General features: G+C 70.7%; 13 protein-coding genes and 1 pseudogene. 7 read left to right on the top strand and 7 right to left on the bottom strand.

Going from position 1 to position 14,379, the window contains the following annotated elements; genetic code table 11:
* Positions 1 to 263 precede the first annotated feature (263 nt).
* Positions 264 to 572, top strand: coding sequence for a hypothetical protein (locus I6A60_RS22955; protein ID WP_203022881.1), 309 nt, complete (start codon positions 264 to 266; stop codon positions 570 to 572).
* A 432-nt stretch (positions 573 to 1,004) separates the two neighbouring features.
* Here the strand turns inward: I6A60_RS22955 and I6A60_RS22960 are convergent, their stop codons facing one another.
* From I6A60_RS22960 to I6A60_RS22980, 5 genes are all read right to left on the bottom strand, one after another.
* Positions 1,005 to 1,331 carry a VOC family protein gene (locus I6A60_RS22960; protein ID WP_203022880.1) on the bottom strand — a complete coding sequence of 109 codons (327 nt, stop codon included), beginning with the start codon at positions 1,329 to 1,331 and terminating at the stop codon, positions 1,005 to 1,007.
* Positions 1,332 to 1,594: 263 nt separating this feature from the next.
* Positions 1,595 to 2,419, bottom strand: a complete 825-nt coding sequence (locus I6A60_RS22965; RefSeq protein ID WP_203022879.1) for a MerR family transcriptional regulator — start codon at positions 2,417 to 2,419, stop codon at positions 1,595 to 1,597.
* A 330-nt stretch (positions 2,420 to 2,749) separates the two neighbouring features.
* Positions 2,750 to 3,682: a zinc-binding dehydrogenase gene (locus I6A60_RS22970; protein ID WP_203022878.1), complete on the bottom strand. Its 933-nt coding sequence runs from the start codon at positions 3,680 to 3,682 to the stop codon at positions 2,750 to 2,752.
* A 67-nt stretch (positions 3,683 to 3,749) separates the two neighbouring features.
* Positions 3,750 to 4,247, bottom strand: a complete 498-nt coding sequence (locus I6A60_RS22975) for a VOC family protein (protein WP_203022877.1) — start codon at positions 4,245 to 4,247, stop codon at positions 3,750 to 3,752.
* Entirely contained in the window at positions 4,248 to 5,951 is a 1,704-nt protein-coding gene (locus I6A60_RS22980; RefSeq protein ID WP_203022876.1) for an OB-fold domain-containing protein, read from the bottom strand. It lies immediately after the preceding gene.
* A gap of 142 nt (positions 5,952 to 6,093) precedes the next feature.
* Here I6A60_RS22980 and I6A60_RS22985 point away from each other — a divergent pair, with 142 nt between their 5' ends.
* The 3 genes from I6A60_RS22985 (at position 6,094) to I6A60_RS42910 (ending at position 9,443) form a co-directional block, all read left to right on the top strand.
* Positions 6,094 to 7,398 (top strand): acyl-CoA dehydrogenase family protein, encoded by a 1,305-nt coding sequence (locus tag I6A60_RS22985; protein WP_203022875.1) that lies wholly within the window; start codon positions 6,094 to 6,096, stop codon positions 7,396 to 7,398.
* Between the two features lie 130 nt (positions 7,399 to 7,528).
* Positions 7,529 to 8,608 (top strand): phosphotransferase family protein, encoded by a 1,080-nt coding sequence (locus I6A60_RS22990; protein ID WP_203022874.1) that lies wholly within the window; start codon positions 7,529 to 7,531, stop codon positions 8,606 to 8,608.
* Positions 8,609 to 8,750: 142 nt separating this feature from the next.
* Positions 8,751 to 9,443: a GntR family transcriptional regulator gene (locus I6A60_RS42910; protein ID WP_203022873.1), complete on the top strand. Its 693-nt coding sequence runs from the start codon at positions 8,751 to 8,753 to the stop codon at positions 9,441 to 9,443.
* Positions 9,444 to 9,941: 498 nt separating this feature from the next.
* Here I6A60_RS42910 and I6A60_RS23000 read toward each other — a convergent pair whose 3' ends face one another.
* Complete coding sequence (locus I6A60_RS23000; RefSeq protein ID WP_238436030.1) at positions 9,942 to 10,706, bottom strand: ankyrin repeat domain-containing protein; 765 nt, start codon at positions 10,704 to 10,706, stop codon at positions 9,942 to 9,944.
* 65 nt (positions 10,707 to 10,771) lie between these two features.
* Between I6A60_RS23000 and I6A60_RS23005 the strand changes: the two are divergent.
* A pseudogene (locus I6A60_RS23005) lies at positions 10,772 to 11,068 on the top strand (SDR family oxidoreductase); the annotation flags it as partial.
* Positions 11,069 to 11,279: 211 nt separating this feature from the next.
* On the opposite strand, the gene I6A60_RS23010 reads toward I6A60_RS23005, so the two are convergent.
* Positions 11,280 to 12,035 carry an SDR family NAD(P)-dependent oxidoreductase gene (locus I6A60_RS23010; protein ID WP_203022872.1) on the bottom strand — a complete coding sequence of 252 codons (756 nt, stop codon included), beginning with the start codon at positions 12,033 to 12,035 and terminating at the stop codon, positions 11,280 to 11,282.
* Between the two features lie 294 nt (positions 12,036 to 12,329).
* Here I6A60_RS23010 and I6A60_RS23015 point away from each other — a divergent pair, with 294 nt between their 5' ends.
* Both I6A60_RS23015 and I6A60_RS23020 read left to right on the top strand, forming a co-directional pair.
* Positions 12,330 to 13,709: an SRPBCC family protein gene (locus I6A60_RS23015; protein ID WP_203022871.1), complete on the top strand. Its 1,380-nt coding sequence runs from the start codon at positions 12,330 to 12,332 to the stop codon at positions 13,707 to 13,709.
* A gap of 89 nt (positions 13,710 to 13,798) precedes the next feature.
* The gene (locus I6A60_RS23020) at positions 13,799 to 14,275 is read left to right on the top strand and encodes a hypothetical protein (RefSeq protein ID WP_203022870.1); all 477 of its coding nucleotides are present in this window, start codon (positions 13,799 to 13,801) and stop codon (positions 14,273 to 14,275) included.
* Positions 14,276 to 14,379 lie beyond the last annotated feature (104 nt).

Below are 14,379 nucleotides of genomic sequence, written 5' to 3' on the forward strand. Positions count from 1 at the left end.
ACCTGCTGCGCCGCGCGGGCGTGCAGATCGACCTGGGCGACGTCGACGCCGGCTGCGCGCTCGCCAGCCAGGCGGTGGCGCGGCGCCCCGGCCCCCCGCCCCCGCGCCCCCCCCCCCCCCCCCCCGGCCCCCCCGCCGCGCCGCGGGCGGGCGCGTCTGTACCGCCATCCCGGTCCCGCCACCCGGTGCCGTTCGGCGCCGGTGCCGTTCGACGCCGGTGTCGTTCACGACCAGATGCCGTTCATCGATGAGGAGAGACAACGTTGCAGATCAAGAGCGGCGCCCGGCTCCGTAGCCAGGTCGATGCCACCGAGCTCGTCGTCGTGCGCCCGATTCCCGGGGACGTCGAGCTGACCTGCGGCGGCCACCCGGTGGTCGACATCAAGGCCGACCCGAGCCCCGGCCTGACCGCGCTGGCCAGCGCCATCGGCGGGACGCTGCAGGGCAAGCGCTACACCCTCGCCGACACCGGCCTGGAGATCCTGGTGACCAAGGCCGGCACGACCTCCCTGGCCATCGGCGCCGAGCAGCTCGTCCTCAAGGAAGCCCGCCCCCTGCCCGCCAGCGACTGACCTCGGCGCTCACCAACATCGATTTGATCGCCGTCTCCGCCCTCAACTGGTCGTGAAACAGCCGCGATCGCAGCCACCCGAGGGCCGAGACGGCGATCAAGCCCCGCGCCGAACGGCGCGGCCTCGTCAGGCGCCGACGATGTCGCAGAGGTTGCCTTCGGGGTCGGCGGCCTCGTCGAGGTCCTCTCGTGGATCACGCTTCAACGCCCGTTTCCCTACCCAACTCGCGATCACGGGCGGCCTACTTCACCCCCGAACTCCATGATCGAGAACTGCGTAGGGAAACGGGCGTTCCGTGCCCTGGTTTGCACCTTTTTTCCCTGCGCAATTCGCAATCATGACCGACCGGGGGCTCGACGCCGAGCCAAGATCCGCGTCTGGGTAGGGAATCCGGCGTGGATACGCCCGGTGGCGTATCCACGCCGGGGCCCATCAGGCGCCGACTATGTCGAACAGGTTGCCCTCGGGGTCGGCGAGGGTCGTCCAGACCGAATGGTCGGCCACCCGCTTCGCGCCGAGGCCGATCGCCCGGTCGACCTCGGCAACCGGGTCGGCCGCGGCCAGGTCGAGGTGCAGCGCGTTCTTGCCAGGGGTCCGGTCCGGGACGCGGGCGAAGCCGATCGGGGGTGTCGCGGCGACCGTGGCCCAGTCGGAGCTGGCGCCGTCGTCGATCGGCGCGCCGAGCAGCTCGGACCAGAAGCGGGCGAGAGCGAGGGCGTCGGAGCAGTCGACGACGACGCTGGCAATGGCGAGTGACATCGGGGATTCCCTTCGTTCGGGCATGGCGCGGCCAGACCAGGCGGCCTGGGCGTTCGGGAGCACCTGACCAGGCCGGTCCACCTGGCCAGGCCAAAGGCTGGCCAAGCCGGAACGGCTGGTCAGGTCAGCAGCCGCGGCCAGACTGACCGGTCGGCTGATGTTCGGGCGGGCTCAGTCGGCGGCTGGACCCAGCCAGGTGAGCTGGCTGCCCGGACCGGCCAGACAGACGGGGTAGGCCAGACGGGTCAGGCGGCCTGGACAGGTCAGGCGGCCTGGACGGGCCAGTAGACGTCGGTGCGGTACGCGGACGGGTCGGCGACGTCGGCCGGGCCGACGCGGTAGAACTCGCGGATCGGGTCCGAGAGCCCGACCGCGTGGCGGACGACGTGGCTGCCGAGGGCGCCGTACGTCCGGTCGAAGTCGTCGAACCCGCCGAGGTGTTCCGCGACGGCGAACCGCCCGCCGGGAAGCTCGGTGCTCGCTACCCCGTCCGCCGCACCCGATCGGGCCCCGGCCGGCACCGGCACGAAGGCGACGACCTCCCCGCGCTCGTCCTCGAAGTACTCGTGCGCCCACGTCGATCCGTGCGGACCGGCCGCGCGCACGCCGGCCTGGCCGAGCGCGGCGTCGAGGCGAAGCCGGGCGTCGTCGTACCACTGGCCGGCGGAGGCCGCGTCGACGACCGCGCGCAGGGCGAAGACCGGCTGTGCCGGCAGGTCCAGGAAGGTCACCGCGAGCGGCGGCGCGGGCGAGAGCAGCTCGCGCAGCGAGGCGACGACGGCCCGCGTTCGGGCGAGCTCGGCCTCCATCCGTTCGAGGTGCGCCCGCAGGGTGGCGTCCCGCGATGCTTCATCGGGGGCGAGCAGGACGGCACGCACGTCGGCCACCGGCATGTCCAGGTCGCGCAGGCGCCGGATCAGGTGCGCGCGTCCCACCTGGTCCAGCGAGTAGCGCCGGTAGCCGGTCGACGGGTCGATCGAGGCCGGGTCCAGTAGGCCGACCTCGTGGTAGTGATGCAGCGTCTTCACGCTCAGATAGGTCAGCCGCGAGAACTCACCGATCGGCACGACGTGGGCTGGCTCGAACATGGCCCCAGCCTCACCCCTCCGGTAACCGGAGGGTCAAGCCGGGTCATCGCCCAGTCCGCCCCGCGATCTGGTGACTTCAGGCCGCGCCGAGGTCCCCGCGCCCTCGCGAGCCGCCGCCTCTCGTGGCCTCGGATGGCTGAGCCGGAGCCGGCCGGCTCGGGCACCAGCGGCTACGAGCCATGGCCAAGCGGGGCGCCGAGTGGCCGGCGGGCCAGATCCGGCTGGCTGGCGCGGCGGGCCGGCGGTCAGGCCCGACGATGAGGGTGGGGGTCAGGCTGGACGGCGAGGGCGGGGGGCAGGCTGGACGGCCGGCGGCCAGGGCAGGACCGATCAGGGCTCGACGACGACGCGGAAGGTGCCCTTGGATCTGTCGCGGGCTGCCTCGAAGGCGGCGGGAGCGTCGTCGATCGGGTAGCGGCCCGTGATCAGCAGCTCGGGTAGCTCGGGGCGGGCGACCAGGAGGTCGGCGACCTCTGCGAACTCGCGCCGGCCGTCGAGGCTGCCGCTGTAGCCGAGCGAGGGCCGCAACGCGACCTCCTTCAGCGCCAGTTTCGAGTGCGGCAGTGCCACGTCCTCGAAGATCCCGACGTAGACCACGGTTCCCCGCTGCCGGGCCAGCTCGATCGCCCGGTGCAGGGCGGCCTCGCTGCCGCCGGTCTCGATGACCACGTCGTAGAACCCTCGGGGCTCACCGGCGCCGAGCCGCTCCCGTGCCGCGTGCTGGTGCGGGTGGCGAGCCTCGACGGCCACCTCGACGGCGCCCAGGGCCTGGGCCGCGGCGGCGGCGAGGATGCCGATCGCGCCGGCGCCGACGACCGCGACCCGGCTGCCGGGCCCGACCCCACCGAGCCGGCAGGCGTGCCAGGCGACCGACCCGGGCTCGACCAGGCAGGCGTCGCGGACCGCGAGCCCGGCGGGCAGCTTCAGCAACGCGCGGCGCGGGGCCAGGAAGTACTCGCACATCCCGCCGGGCGCGGTCATCCCGAGCGCGGTCTCCAACAGGTTCGCGCAGAACTGGTAGTCGCCGTCGGCGCAGTGCGCGCAGTGCCCGCACCCGGTGATGGCCTCGACCGCGACGGGGGTGCCGTCGGCGAGGACTCCGGCGATCTCGTGGCCGGCGATCTGCTGGCTCCCGTAGCGCAGGTAGAGGAAGTCCGAGGCGCAGATGCTGACCGCGGCCACCTTGACCAGCTCACCGTCGCCGGTCGGTTCCTCGACCTCGACCACCTCGACACCTGGCGGCGCGTTGCGGACCGCCTTCATGCGCCCGCCTCCTGCCGGGCTGAGCCGCGACGCCGACGAACACCCGCCGGCTTGGGTCCGGTCGCGGTCATGCGTCCGCCTCGTGGACGTCGGCCGGCGTCGCGGCGAGCAGCACCTGCATGTCGCTCAGCACCGAGCGGTTGACCACTTCGATCCGCAACCCGGTGCCGGTCGAGTGGTATGCGAACCCGCTCGGCCGGGTCGGGCCAGACCCGCAGGTCTCCAACGGCAGGCCGGCCTCGGCCAGCGCCCGGGACGACGCGACGAGGTCGTCCACGAAGTAGCCGACGTGGTGGAGGCCGCCTCCCGGCGCCGGCATCCAGGTCGTGCCCGGGACCTGCTCGATCAGTTCCAGACGCGGCTCGTCCAGCGAGTAGACCATCCGCAGCGGCACTGCCGACTCCCCCGCCGGGGTCCAGACGTCGGTCAGATGCTCGATCACCGGCATCCAGCGGTAGCCGGCCAGCCGGGTGAGCTGCTCCATCGAGGCGCGCAGGTCCTCGATCACGACGCAGGCGTGGTAGAGGTCGCCCGCGTGCAGGGGTAATGGACAGGACTGATCCATCTAGGACCTCCGCAGCAGGATCGCGCCGGCGGGGGCGAGCCCACCGGTGCTGACGGCGACGGCCGAGCAGCCGTCGACCTGGCGGGCTCCGCCCTCACCGCGCAGCTGGACCACGGCCTCGTGGATCATTCCCATGCCGTGGGTGCGGCCGGCCGAGAGCTGGCCTCCGTGGGTGTTCAGCGCGACGACCCCGCCCTTGCGGGCGATGTTGTGGCCACCGGTCACGAAGTCGGCCGCCTCGCCGATGCCGCAGAACCCCAGCGCCTCCAGCCAGGAGAGGCAGTTGAAGCTGAACCCGTCGTACAGCTCGGCCGCCTGGACGTCGGCCGGCCGCAGCGAGGTGCGCGACCACAGGTGGGCCGAGGGCCCGAGCGTCTGCGGTTCGTGGCTCATCGTGCTCTGGTGCCAGAGGAACCGCTCGGTCGTCTGGGTGCCGACCGCCTCCACCAGAACCGGGGGCTTAGCCAGGTCGGGCGTCGTCTCGATCGCGGAGACGACGCAGGCGAGGCTCCCGTCCATCGGGACGTCGCAGTCGTAGAGCCCGAACGGGGTCGTGATCATCCGGGCGCCGAGGTAGTCGTCCATCGTCAGCGGCTCGCGGTAGACCGCGTGCGGGTTGAGCGCCGCGTTCGCGCGCTGGTTGATCGCGATCCAGCCGAGCGCCTCGCGCGTCGCACCGTAGCGGTGGAAGTAGTTCGAGGCGATCATCGCCAGGTTGATCGCGACCGAGCCGACCCCGTACGGCGCGACGTAGCCCTGCGCCCCTTCCACCCGCCCGACCCGGCCGATGCCGTAGGGGCTGCCCCCGCCGGGGTTGGCCGCCCGCGCCCGCGCGGCGTACGTCGCCTGCCACACCGTGCGGAAGCACAGGACGTGACGGGCCAGCCCGCTGGCGACGGCGAGCATCGCGGAGACGACGGCGCCGCCCGGGCCGAAGGTCTCCGAGCCGCCGTTGTACCAGGTCGGCCGGATGCCGAGGGCGTCCGCGACCGCGGTCACGCCACCCTCGGTGAAGCCGCCGAGGATCTCGCCGCCCGGATACGTCGAGAGCCCGTCGATGTCGGACAGCTCCAGACCGGCGTCCGCCACGGCGGCCTTGGCCGCGGCGACGGCGAGCGTGATCGGCGGCAGCATGAGCCGGCGCCCGACCGGGGACATCCCGATCCCGGTGATCGCCACCCGGTCCTCGAACTTGTCGGTCCGCGCCATCGGCCGGATCTGGCCGGCGTGCTCGGCCGGGGAGATCGGGTCGTCGGGCAGATCCCAGACCACAGTGCCGGCGTCGTCCCGGACCGGCGCGAACACGGGAAGCCAGACGTCCTCCGCCGGCTCAAACCGGACCCGCACCCGCATCCCGACCGCGGCCTCGTCGAGCGCGACGTCGACCAGGTTCGTCACCAGCCGCACCCGAGGGTCGTCATCGAGGGCCACCCACGCGACGACGAACGGCGGTGGGAACGCCGGCTCCCACGGCTGGTGGTTGACGGTGGTGCCGACGACCGTGCCGAGCCCGCTGACCTCGGCCGGGTCGAGACGCTCCGAGTGGCAGTAGCAGCAGACCGGCTGCGGCGGGTGCACCAGAGACGCGCAGTCCCCGCAGCGCTGGATCCGCAGGACGCCGTCCCGGCCGGCGGTCCAGAAGAAGCCGTTGAGATCGTCGAGCGCCGGCAAGGGGCGGGGCGGAGGGCCCACGTCGGACGTCATGGGCAAATAATATATTTTCGACTTGAGACTTGCTACTTTAGATCCGGCGAGTCCGGATCTGGCTGGCAGAGACCTGACCAGCGCGGATGCCGAGATCGCGGATCTTGTGACGTGCGACAGTGGCCGACCACGGAGGCGCTACGTGTGGGAGTTCGAGACCGAGCCCGAGTTCCAGGAGAAGCTCGACTGGGCCGAGAGGTTCGTCCGGGAAGAGGTCGAGCCGCTGGACGCGCTCTGGCGGCACCGGGTGTTCGAGCGCCCGATCGACCCGACCATCGGAAAGATCGCCGGCCCGCTGAAGCAGCAGGTGCGTGACCAGGGCCTGTGGGCCTGCCACCTCGGCCCCGAGCTCGGTGGCCCCGGCTACGGCCAGGTGAAGCTGGCGCTGCTGAACGAGATCATCGGGCGGGCCGCCTGGGGACCGGTCATCTTCGGTACGGCGGCGCCCGACACCGGCAACGCTGAGATCCTCGCCCACTACGGCACCGAGGAGCAGAAGCGGCTTTACCTGAAGCCGCTGCTGGACGGCGACATCGTCTCGTGCTTCGCGATGACCGAGCCGCAGGGCGGCTCCGACCCCCGGGTCTTCACCACCCAGGCCGTCCTCGAGGGCGACGAGTGGGTGATCAACGGCCTGAAGTTCTTCGCCTCGCACGCCAAGTGGGCCGCGTTCTACATCGTCATGGCCGTCACGAGCCCGGACGTCGACATCCACCGCGGCGCGTCGATGTTCATCGTGCCGAAGGAGACGCCGGGCATCGTCATCGAGCGCAACATGGCGCTGTTCGGCCACGAGCCGGTCGGCGAGGGCACGCACGGCCTCGTGCGCTTCACCGACGTGCGCGTGCCGGCCGCGAACATCCTCGGCGGCGAGGGCCAGGCGTTCGCGATCAGCCAGACCCGGCTCGGCGGCGGCCGGATCCACCACGCGATGCGCACGGTCAGCCAGGCCCGCCGGGCGCTGGACATGATGGTCGAGCGGGCGCTGAGCCGCGAGACCCGGGGCAGCGTGCTCGCGAAGAAGCAGTCGGTCCAGAACTACGTCGCCGACTCCTACGCCGAGCTGATGCAGTTCCGGCTCTTCGTGCTCTACGTCGCCTGGCGCATCGACAAGATGAAGGACTACCAGGCGGTCCGCCACGACATCGCCGCGGTGAAGGTGCTGACCCCGCAGGTCATGCACAACATCACCCAGCGGGCGCTGCAGGTGCACGGCGCGCTGGGGACGACGAGCGACCTGCCGCTGAACGAGTGGTTCTCCGGCTCGATGATCCTCGGCCTCGCCGACGGCCCGACCGAGGTCCACCGCCTCACGGTCGCCCGCGCGGTGCTCGCGCAGGGCAAGCCGGCCGAGGGCATGTGGCCGACCGCGTGGCTGCCGCAGCGGCAGGAGGCTGCCCGCAAGAAGTGGGCCGAGTTCCTCGACGCCGACGAGGTGGACGCGTGAGCGCGAGCGGGGTCCCCGGGCATGCGGAGCATGTCCGGGGGGCGATGAGCGAGCGGAGTGGTCGTCCGACGGAGGAGGACGGCCGCGAGCAGGGTCCCGGTTCGGCGCGGATGCGACGAATGGGGGGGCGATGAGTGAAGCGACGGAGCGAACCCGAGACACCGTGACCGTGGACCAGACCAGTGAGACGTCGACCATCGACGTCGCCGCGCTGGGGACCTGGCTGGACACGCTCGACCTGCCAGGGAGCGGGCTGCCGGTCGAGGCGCGGCTACTGTCCGGCGGGCGGCAGAACGAGATCTTCGAGATCCGCCGGGGCGACTTCGCGGCCGCGCTGCGCCGGCCGCCCGCGGCCGCCCCGGCCGAGCGCGATGCCGGCATCCTGCGGGAGTGGCGGCTGATCGAGGCGCTGACCGGGACCGACGTGCCGGTCGCCGACGCCATCGCCGCCTGCCCGGACCCGACCGTGCTCGGGCGCCCGTTCTACCTGATGGACGTCGTCGACGGCTGGTCGGTGATGAACACGCCGGGCTGGTGGCCGGCGCCGTTCGAGAACGACCGCGCCGCCCGCGACCAGCTGGCGTACGAGCTGATCGAGGGCATCGTGCGGATGGGCGCCGTCGACTGGCGGGCTCGCGGCCTCGGCGACCTGGGCCGGCCGGACGGCTACCACGACCGGCAGGTCGAGCGGTGGACCCGCTTCTACCAGCGCATCCGGGCCAGGGAGATCCCCGGGCTGGACGAGGCGACGGCCTGGCTGGCCGTGCACCGGCCGCTCGACTTCGTGCCGGGCGTCATGCACGGCGACTACCAGTTTCCCAACGTGATGTTCCGCCACGGCGCGCCCGGCCGGCTCGCGGCCATCCTCGACTGGGAGATGGGCACGGTCGGCGACCCGAAGGTGGACGTCGCCTGGGCGTTGCACAGCTGGCCGGAGACCCCGGACGGTCCGTCGGACAACGAGTTCCTGGTCGGCATGCCGGGCCGCGCCAAGCTGCTGGACTTCTACGCGGAGCGCTCGGGGCGGCAGGTCGACGACTTCGACTACTACCTGGTACTGGCAAAATGGAAACTCGCGATCGTCCTCGAGCAGGGCTACCAGCGGGCGAACGGCGATCCCAAGCTCGAGGACTTCGGCGGCTATGTGGTCAAGTACATGCGGGAGGCGGCCGACATTGCCGAGTCGAGCGACTACCCCGCCTTGTCGTGACGGAGATCTGTCGTGACGGACATTCTGTCGTGACGGAGATGAGGACATCGGTGGCAACGGCCCCGACCGGGCCCACCGCCGTGTTCGGGCCGCCTCGGCCCGGCGCGTCGGCGACGCCGGCTGACCGGGCGGCGAGCCAGCCGTGAGCACCCATGACGCCGACCCGAGGCTCGCCTCGGGTCGGCGCCCCTACGGCAACCTCAAGGACGAGGCCGCGAGATTCATCCGCGACGCGATCGTCTCCGGGGCACTCCCGCCGCACAGCAAGATCGACCAGGACCAGGTCGCGGACACGCTCGGGATCAGCCGGGCCCCGGTCCGCGAGGCCCTCATCGAGCTGGCGCAGAAGGGCTTCGTCGACGCGATACCGCGCCGCGGCGCTTTCGTCGCCGCAGTGACGGTCGAGGACATCGAGGACCACTACGAGGTGGTGGCGCTCGTGTCGGCGATGACGGCGAAGCGGGCGGTCAAGCGGCTGACCCCGGCCCAGATCGACGAGCTGCGCCGGCTGGACCAGGAGATCGCCGCGACCACCGACCTGACCCGCGTGCGGGACCTCGACCGCCGGTTCTTCCACCTGATCGCGAACGCGGGGCGGTCACCGCGTCTCGACACGATCCTGCGGTTCCTCGGCGGCGCGCTGCAGGGCAGCTTCTATTTCGACGCGCCCGGCTGGGCCCCGCACGAGGCCACCTACCGGGAGCAGATGCTCGGCGCAATCGACGCGGGCGACGTGCTGGCCGCGGCCCGGATCAGCGAGGAGCACGTCCGCCGCTGCGCCACCCTGGCCGTCGACCACCTCCGATCCCGCGGCTACTGGCCCGACGCCGCCTGAGCGCTGGGCCGCAGGTCCGATTCCCGCCGGGGGCACGCTTAAATGATCTTTGTGTGGCTATTTGCGCAGGTCAAATACATTGATCGATTTAATGGTCGAAATCCATCCTCGAAGCCACAAGCGCGCGATAGCGATCTCCACCTGCGGTTTGCTGCCGGCAGACTGCCGCAGGTCCGTGCCCTCCGGGGTGTTGGCTCCGACATGGCCCGGTCGGCCAGATGACGATTCCGCGCTTGAGCCTGGCCGCCAGCATTGCCCTTAGCTGTATCCGCGCCTTCAGATTTCGAGTCCCCGACGGCCCACTACAGAGCACCGCGAGCTTCTGACCTGGGCAAATAGGTTCGACACCTCGACCAAGCGTGATGCGGGTCCTAAAGGTGCAGGTACTCGGGCCGAGTGTCGGCTCGTATCGATAGTGGTCCCCGGCCGATGGGTCCGGACGGTGACTACGAGTACACGAGCGCTGTCCGCGTGGCCGATCCTGCCGGAGATTCATGGCTAGTTCTGGGGGCTGGTTGCCGGCTGGGCGCCGCGTTCCTGAAGCCAGCTGATCAGGTTGTCTCGGCGGGTGCCGCGGTCGTGTGCGGCGTCGAGGGGGGTGCCTGCCGCGTAGTCGGGCACCCAGTTCGGATCGGCGCCTGCGGCGAGGAGCTTCTCGGCGGTTCGGCGTTGGCCTGCGGCGCAGGCGTGCCAGAAGGCCTGCGAGATCTGCTCGGCGGTCGGGTTGGCCGTGTCGAGCAGCTCCTGGACGCGGTCGAGCCTGCCGAGCGCGCCGGCGTGCCAGAGCTTCTCGACGCGGGCGACGCGGGCGCCGCGGGCGACGAGCAGGGCCGCGACGTGCCAGCAGCCGTAGCCGATCGCGTTGTCCAGCGGGCTACCGATCGATCCGTCCGGGGTTTCCAGGTCTGCGCCGCCGTCGATCAGGGCAGCGGCGACGTCGGCGTCATCGCTGCTGGCCGCCCAGTGCAGCGGGGTCTCCTCGCCAGGGCTACGGCCGTCGGGGTCAGCGCCCGCCGCCAGCAGCAGGCGAACGATCTGCGGGCCGTTGGGGAAGTAGCCCGGCCAGTCGGCCACGACGTGCAAAGCGGTGCGGGTCTTGAACGGCCCCCCGAGCGGGCCGCTGACCAACTGGGGCGTGGCGGCGACGAGGCGGCGGACGGCGTCGAGGTCACCGGCGTGGATGGCGGCGCCGAGCTCGATCGCGGGGTCAGGTTCGGGCGCGCCCACCTCGACACTGTCCGGGCAGATCAACGTCGCGGTCAAGCGTGTCCGCGACGGCGACTCCGCCCTCGGGTCGATCCGTCCTGCGGCGTTGACCGGCCCATCCACGTCCGGCAACCGCCTACGCCGCGAGCAAAGCTGCGGGCGACGAGCTCGTCCGCGTCCTCGCGAGGGAGCTCGGGCCGCGCGGAATCACCGTGAACAGCGTGCTGCCCGGCGCGACCCGGACCGAGGCCTTGGCCGCCGGCCAACCACCGGCTGTAGTTACGCAGATCGCCGCGCAGAACCCACTGCGCCGGCTGGGCGAACCCGACGACATCGCCGACATCGTCGCGTTCCTCGCCTCCGACGCCGCCCGCTCGCTCACCGGCCAGACCGTCCACGCCGGCGGCGGCCTGTTCTGAGCGGTCCATACTCCGAGGCTACGACCGCTGCGGCGCAGGACGCGCGGATGGCAGCGGCAGGGGCTGGACTCCCACCGGCTACAGCCCTCAACGCCCCTCGGCGGCCTCCCAGGAGGGCGCTAGCTTTGGATGGAACTTTCGGTATCGCGCGGTGCGCGGGAGATGGCCTTGGGCTTTCCGTCGCGGTTGGGCCTGGCCCGTTGGGCTGGGGTTAGGTTCGCCGCCCGCCGTTGACACCGATGATCTGGCCGGTGATGTAGGAGGATGCGTCGTCACAGAGAAATGCGGTGGCGTTCGCGATGTCCTCGGGGCGGCCGGCTCGTCGTACTGGGGTGAGCTTGGCGAAGTGGTCGAGGGAGTTCGTGAAGTTCCCCTTGGAGATCTCGCCGAGTAGCTGCGGTGTCACGACCATGCCAGGGGGGATGGTGTTGACCGTGATTCCGTCTTTGCCCAGCTCGAGGGCGAGCGCCTTGGTGAGCCCGATGAGGCCGGCCTTGGAACTCACGTAGGCGGCCATCCGTTCCTGGCCGCCCTGAGAGCTGGATGACGAGATGTTCACGATCCGGCCCCACCTGGCCGTGCGCATGTCGGGCAGGACGGCCTGGGTAACGAGGTAGGGACCGCGCAGGTTGACGGCCATGACGCGTTCCCACAGGTCGTCCGTGATCGACTCGAATCGGTCGAACTGCACGACGCCGGCGTTGCTCACCAGGATCAGCACTGGACCCAGCTCGGTGCGCGTCTGCTCGACGGCACCGGTCACCTGGGCGCGATCCGAGACGTCGACGACGTGGCCCCGGACGGTGTCGCCTTGTCCGCGCAGACGCGCGACTTCGGCTTCGAGCCGGTCGGCCTGGATGTCGAAGATGGCGACCTTGGTACCGCGAGCGGCGAGCGCCTCGGTGATCGCCAGTCCGAGACCCGAGGCCCCGCCCGTCACGATCGCGGTGGTCCCCTCGAAGGCCATGTCGGTCCTCTCGTCGGTGAAGCGCGGCTTGACAGTGCCCGAGTGTGGCGCGCACCATCGCGTTAATCAAACGATTGATTTGAGGCACCTCGCACGATCGGTCCAGTGCTGGGCGTTGGCATGGACCTGATCGGCGCGGTACCCGCCCGCCGCCTCCGAGACGCGGCGCCGGCCTCGCCGCCGCGGTGGGCCAGCCCTGTCGCTGGCGACCCGCGGTCTGCGCCGCGCCGCACGGCGCGGTCCCCACAGCACCTTCGACCCGCTGTCTCGCCCCTGCGTGAGGAGAACGGACTGATGACGATCGAGGCAACACGACCGACCCTGCCAGGAGACTGGCTCGATGATGCCGAGCTCGGCCTGTCCGGCCTCGACTGCGAGGCCGGCGACCTGTCCTGGAAGATCACGACCGAGCGGTACACATCGCCCCAGATCGCCGCCCACGAGCGGGACCTGATCTGGATGAAGACCTGGCAGGTCGTCGGTCGGGTGGACGAACTGGCGAAGGCCGGCGACTGGAAGACCTACCAGCTCTTCGACCAGTCATTCATCATCGTGCGCGGCCGTGACGACATCATCCGCGGGTTCGTGAACGCCTGCCGGCACCGCGGCAACCTGCTGTGCGCCGAACGCAAAGGCAACTCGCGACAGTTCCTCTGCCAGTACCACCTATGGTCCTACGACCTGCAGGGCGACTGCCGGGGCATCCTGCGCGAAGGCCGCTCCGGCGTGGACAAGAGCGACGTCTCGCTGCTGCCGGTGCCGGTGGACACCTTCGGTGGGTTCATCTTCCTCAACCCGGACCCGGACGCGAAGCCGCTGGCGGAGTACCTCGGTCCCGAGGTGGTGGAGCTGCTCCGGCCGTACCGCATGGAGCAGTTCGTGACGGTGATGGACGTCGAGGAGGCGCTGGAGTGCAACTGGAAGGTCGTCATGGACGCCTTCCAGGAGGGCTACCACCTCTGGGGCGTGCATCCGCAGCTGCTGAACGTGATCTACCCGGACCCCGAGAAGGGCCGCTACTGGTTCCTCGGTGACCACGGCGTGGCCACCACGCCGTTCGACGTGCCCCGGGGCGAGACCTTCGGCCCCGAGGAGCAGGTCGCCGGAATCCGCAAGCTCCCCGAGACCTTCCCCGCGGTGCCGTTGATGCTGCCACGCTTCGAGGAACTCGTCGCCGAGTACCGCGGCGACGACGGGGTGCTGGTCTTCCCGGAAGGCGTCACGGCGCGCACGCTGCTGCAGCGGGCGACCCGCGACACCCTGACCGGCATGGGGTTGTCCGTCAGCGGGCTGACGGACAACCAGATGACCGACAACCAGGGCTGGGTACTGTTCCCGAACTTCTTCATGACCGTCCGCGCCGGCGAGTGCCACATCGTCATGCCCACCCCGCACTCCTCCGGTGACCCGAACAAGTGTGTCTGGCGCGTCGCCAGCTACATGTACCTGTCCGAGGACCTGGCCGCGCTGGCGAAGGCGGAGCCGGTCGTCGTCGAGGAGCCGGGCAGCTACGCCTACTTCGAGGCGCTGCAGCAGGACTACGAACAGATGCAGCGCCAGCAGGCCGGCCTGCGCAACAACAGGCTGACCCACGAGACGATCACCCGCGAGGAGATGGTGGTCGCGAGATTCCACCACGTCCTCGACCGGTACCTGGCCGCCGCCGAATCCTGACGCCTCTCGACGGGCAGGGCCAAGCGCGGGTCCTCACCGCCCGACAAAGCATTGTCACGAATCTCCACCCTCACTCCGGAGCAGGACTAATGGCACCAGCATTACGCGATCTCGATGAGGTCATCGACGACTACACGGGTCTCTCCCGGGCCGTCCTGGACTACACCCAGCTCATGAAGAAGATCGTCGACGGCGGCAAGGATCCCGGATTCTCGGAGAAGAACTGGGCGCCGATCGCCGAGCTGGTCGCGGTCGACTCCTTCGAGCGGATCGGCCCGTTCAAGGAGGTCATGAACTGGCCGGAGTACGCCGCCTTCCTGACCCAGTGGGCGCGTTCCTCCGAGTGGGAGTGCTCGTTCCGGCGGGTCACCGAAGTCGGCGATCTGGTTCTGCTGGAGCTCGAGGAACGCAGCACGGTAGGTAGCTTCAGCAGCGCCGTCAACTCCGCGACGACCTACCAGTTCGACGCGGCCGGCAAGGTCATCCATCTCGCGGTGTACCTGCAGATGCAGCTACCCGACCCGGAGACGCTCAAAAGCTACGAGGGCATCCAGATCACCGAATGAAACAGGTCCCCGGGCGTCGCGGCCAACAGACCGCGCCGCCCGGAGCGCTCGCCAATGCCCTGCCGGCCCCGGCTAGTCGGGGCAACGCCGGCCCAGCCTGCCGG

The sequence above is a fragment of the Frankia sp. AgB1.9 genome (assembly GCF_016786355.1).
Lineage (GTDB): Bacteria > Actinomycetota > Actinomycetes > Frankiales > Frankiaceae > Pseudofrankia.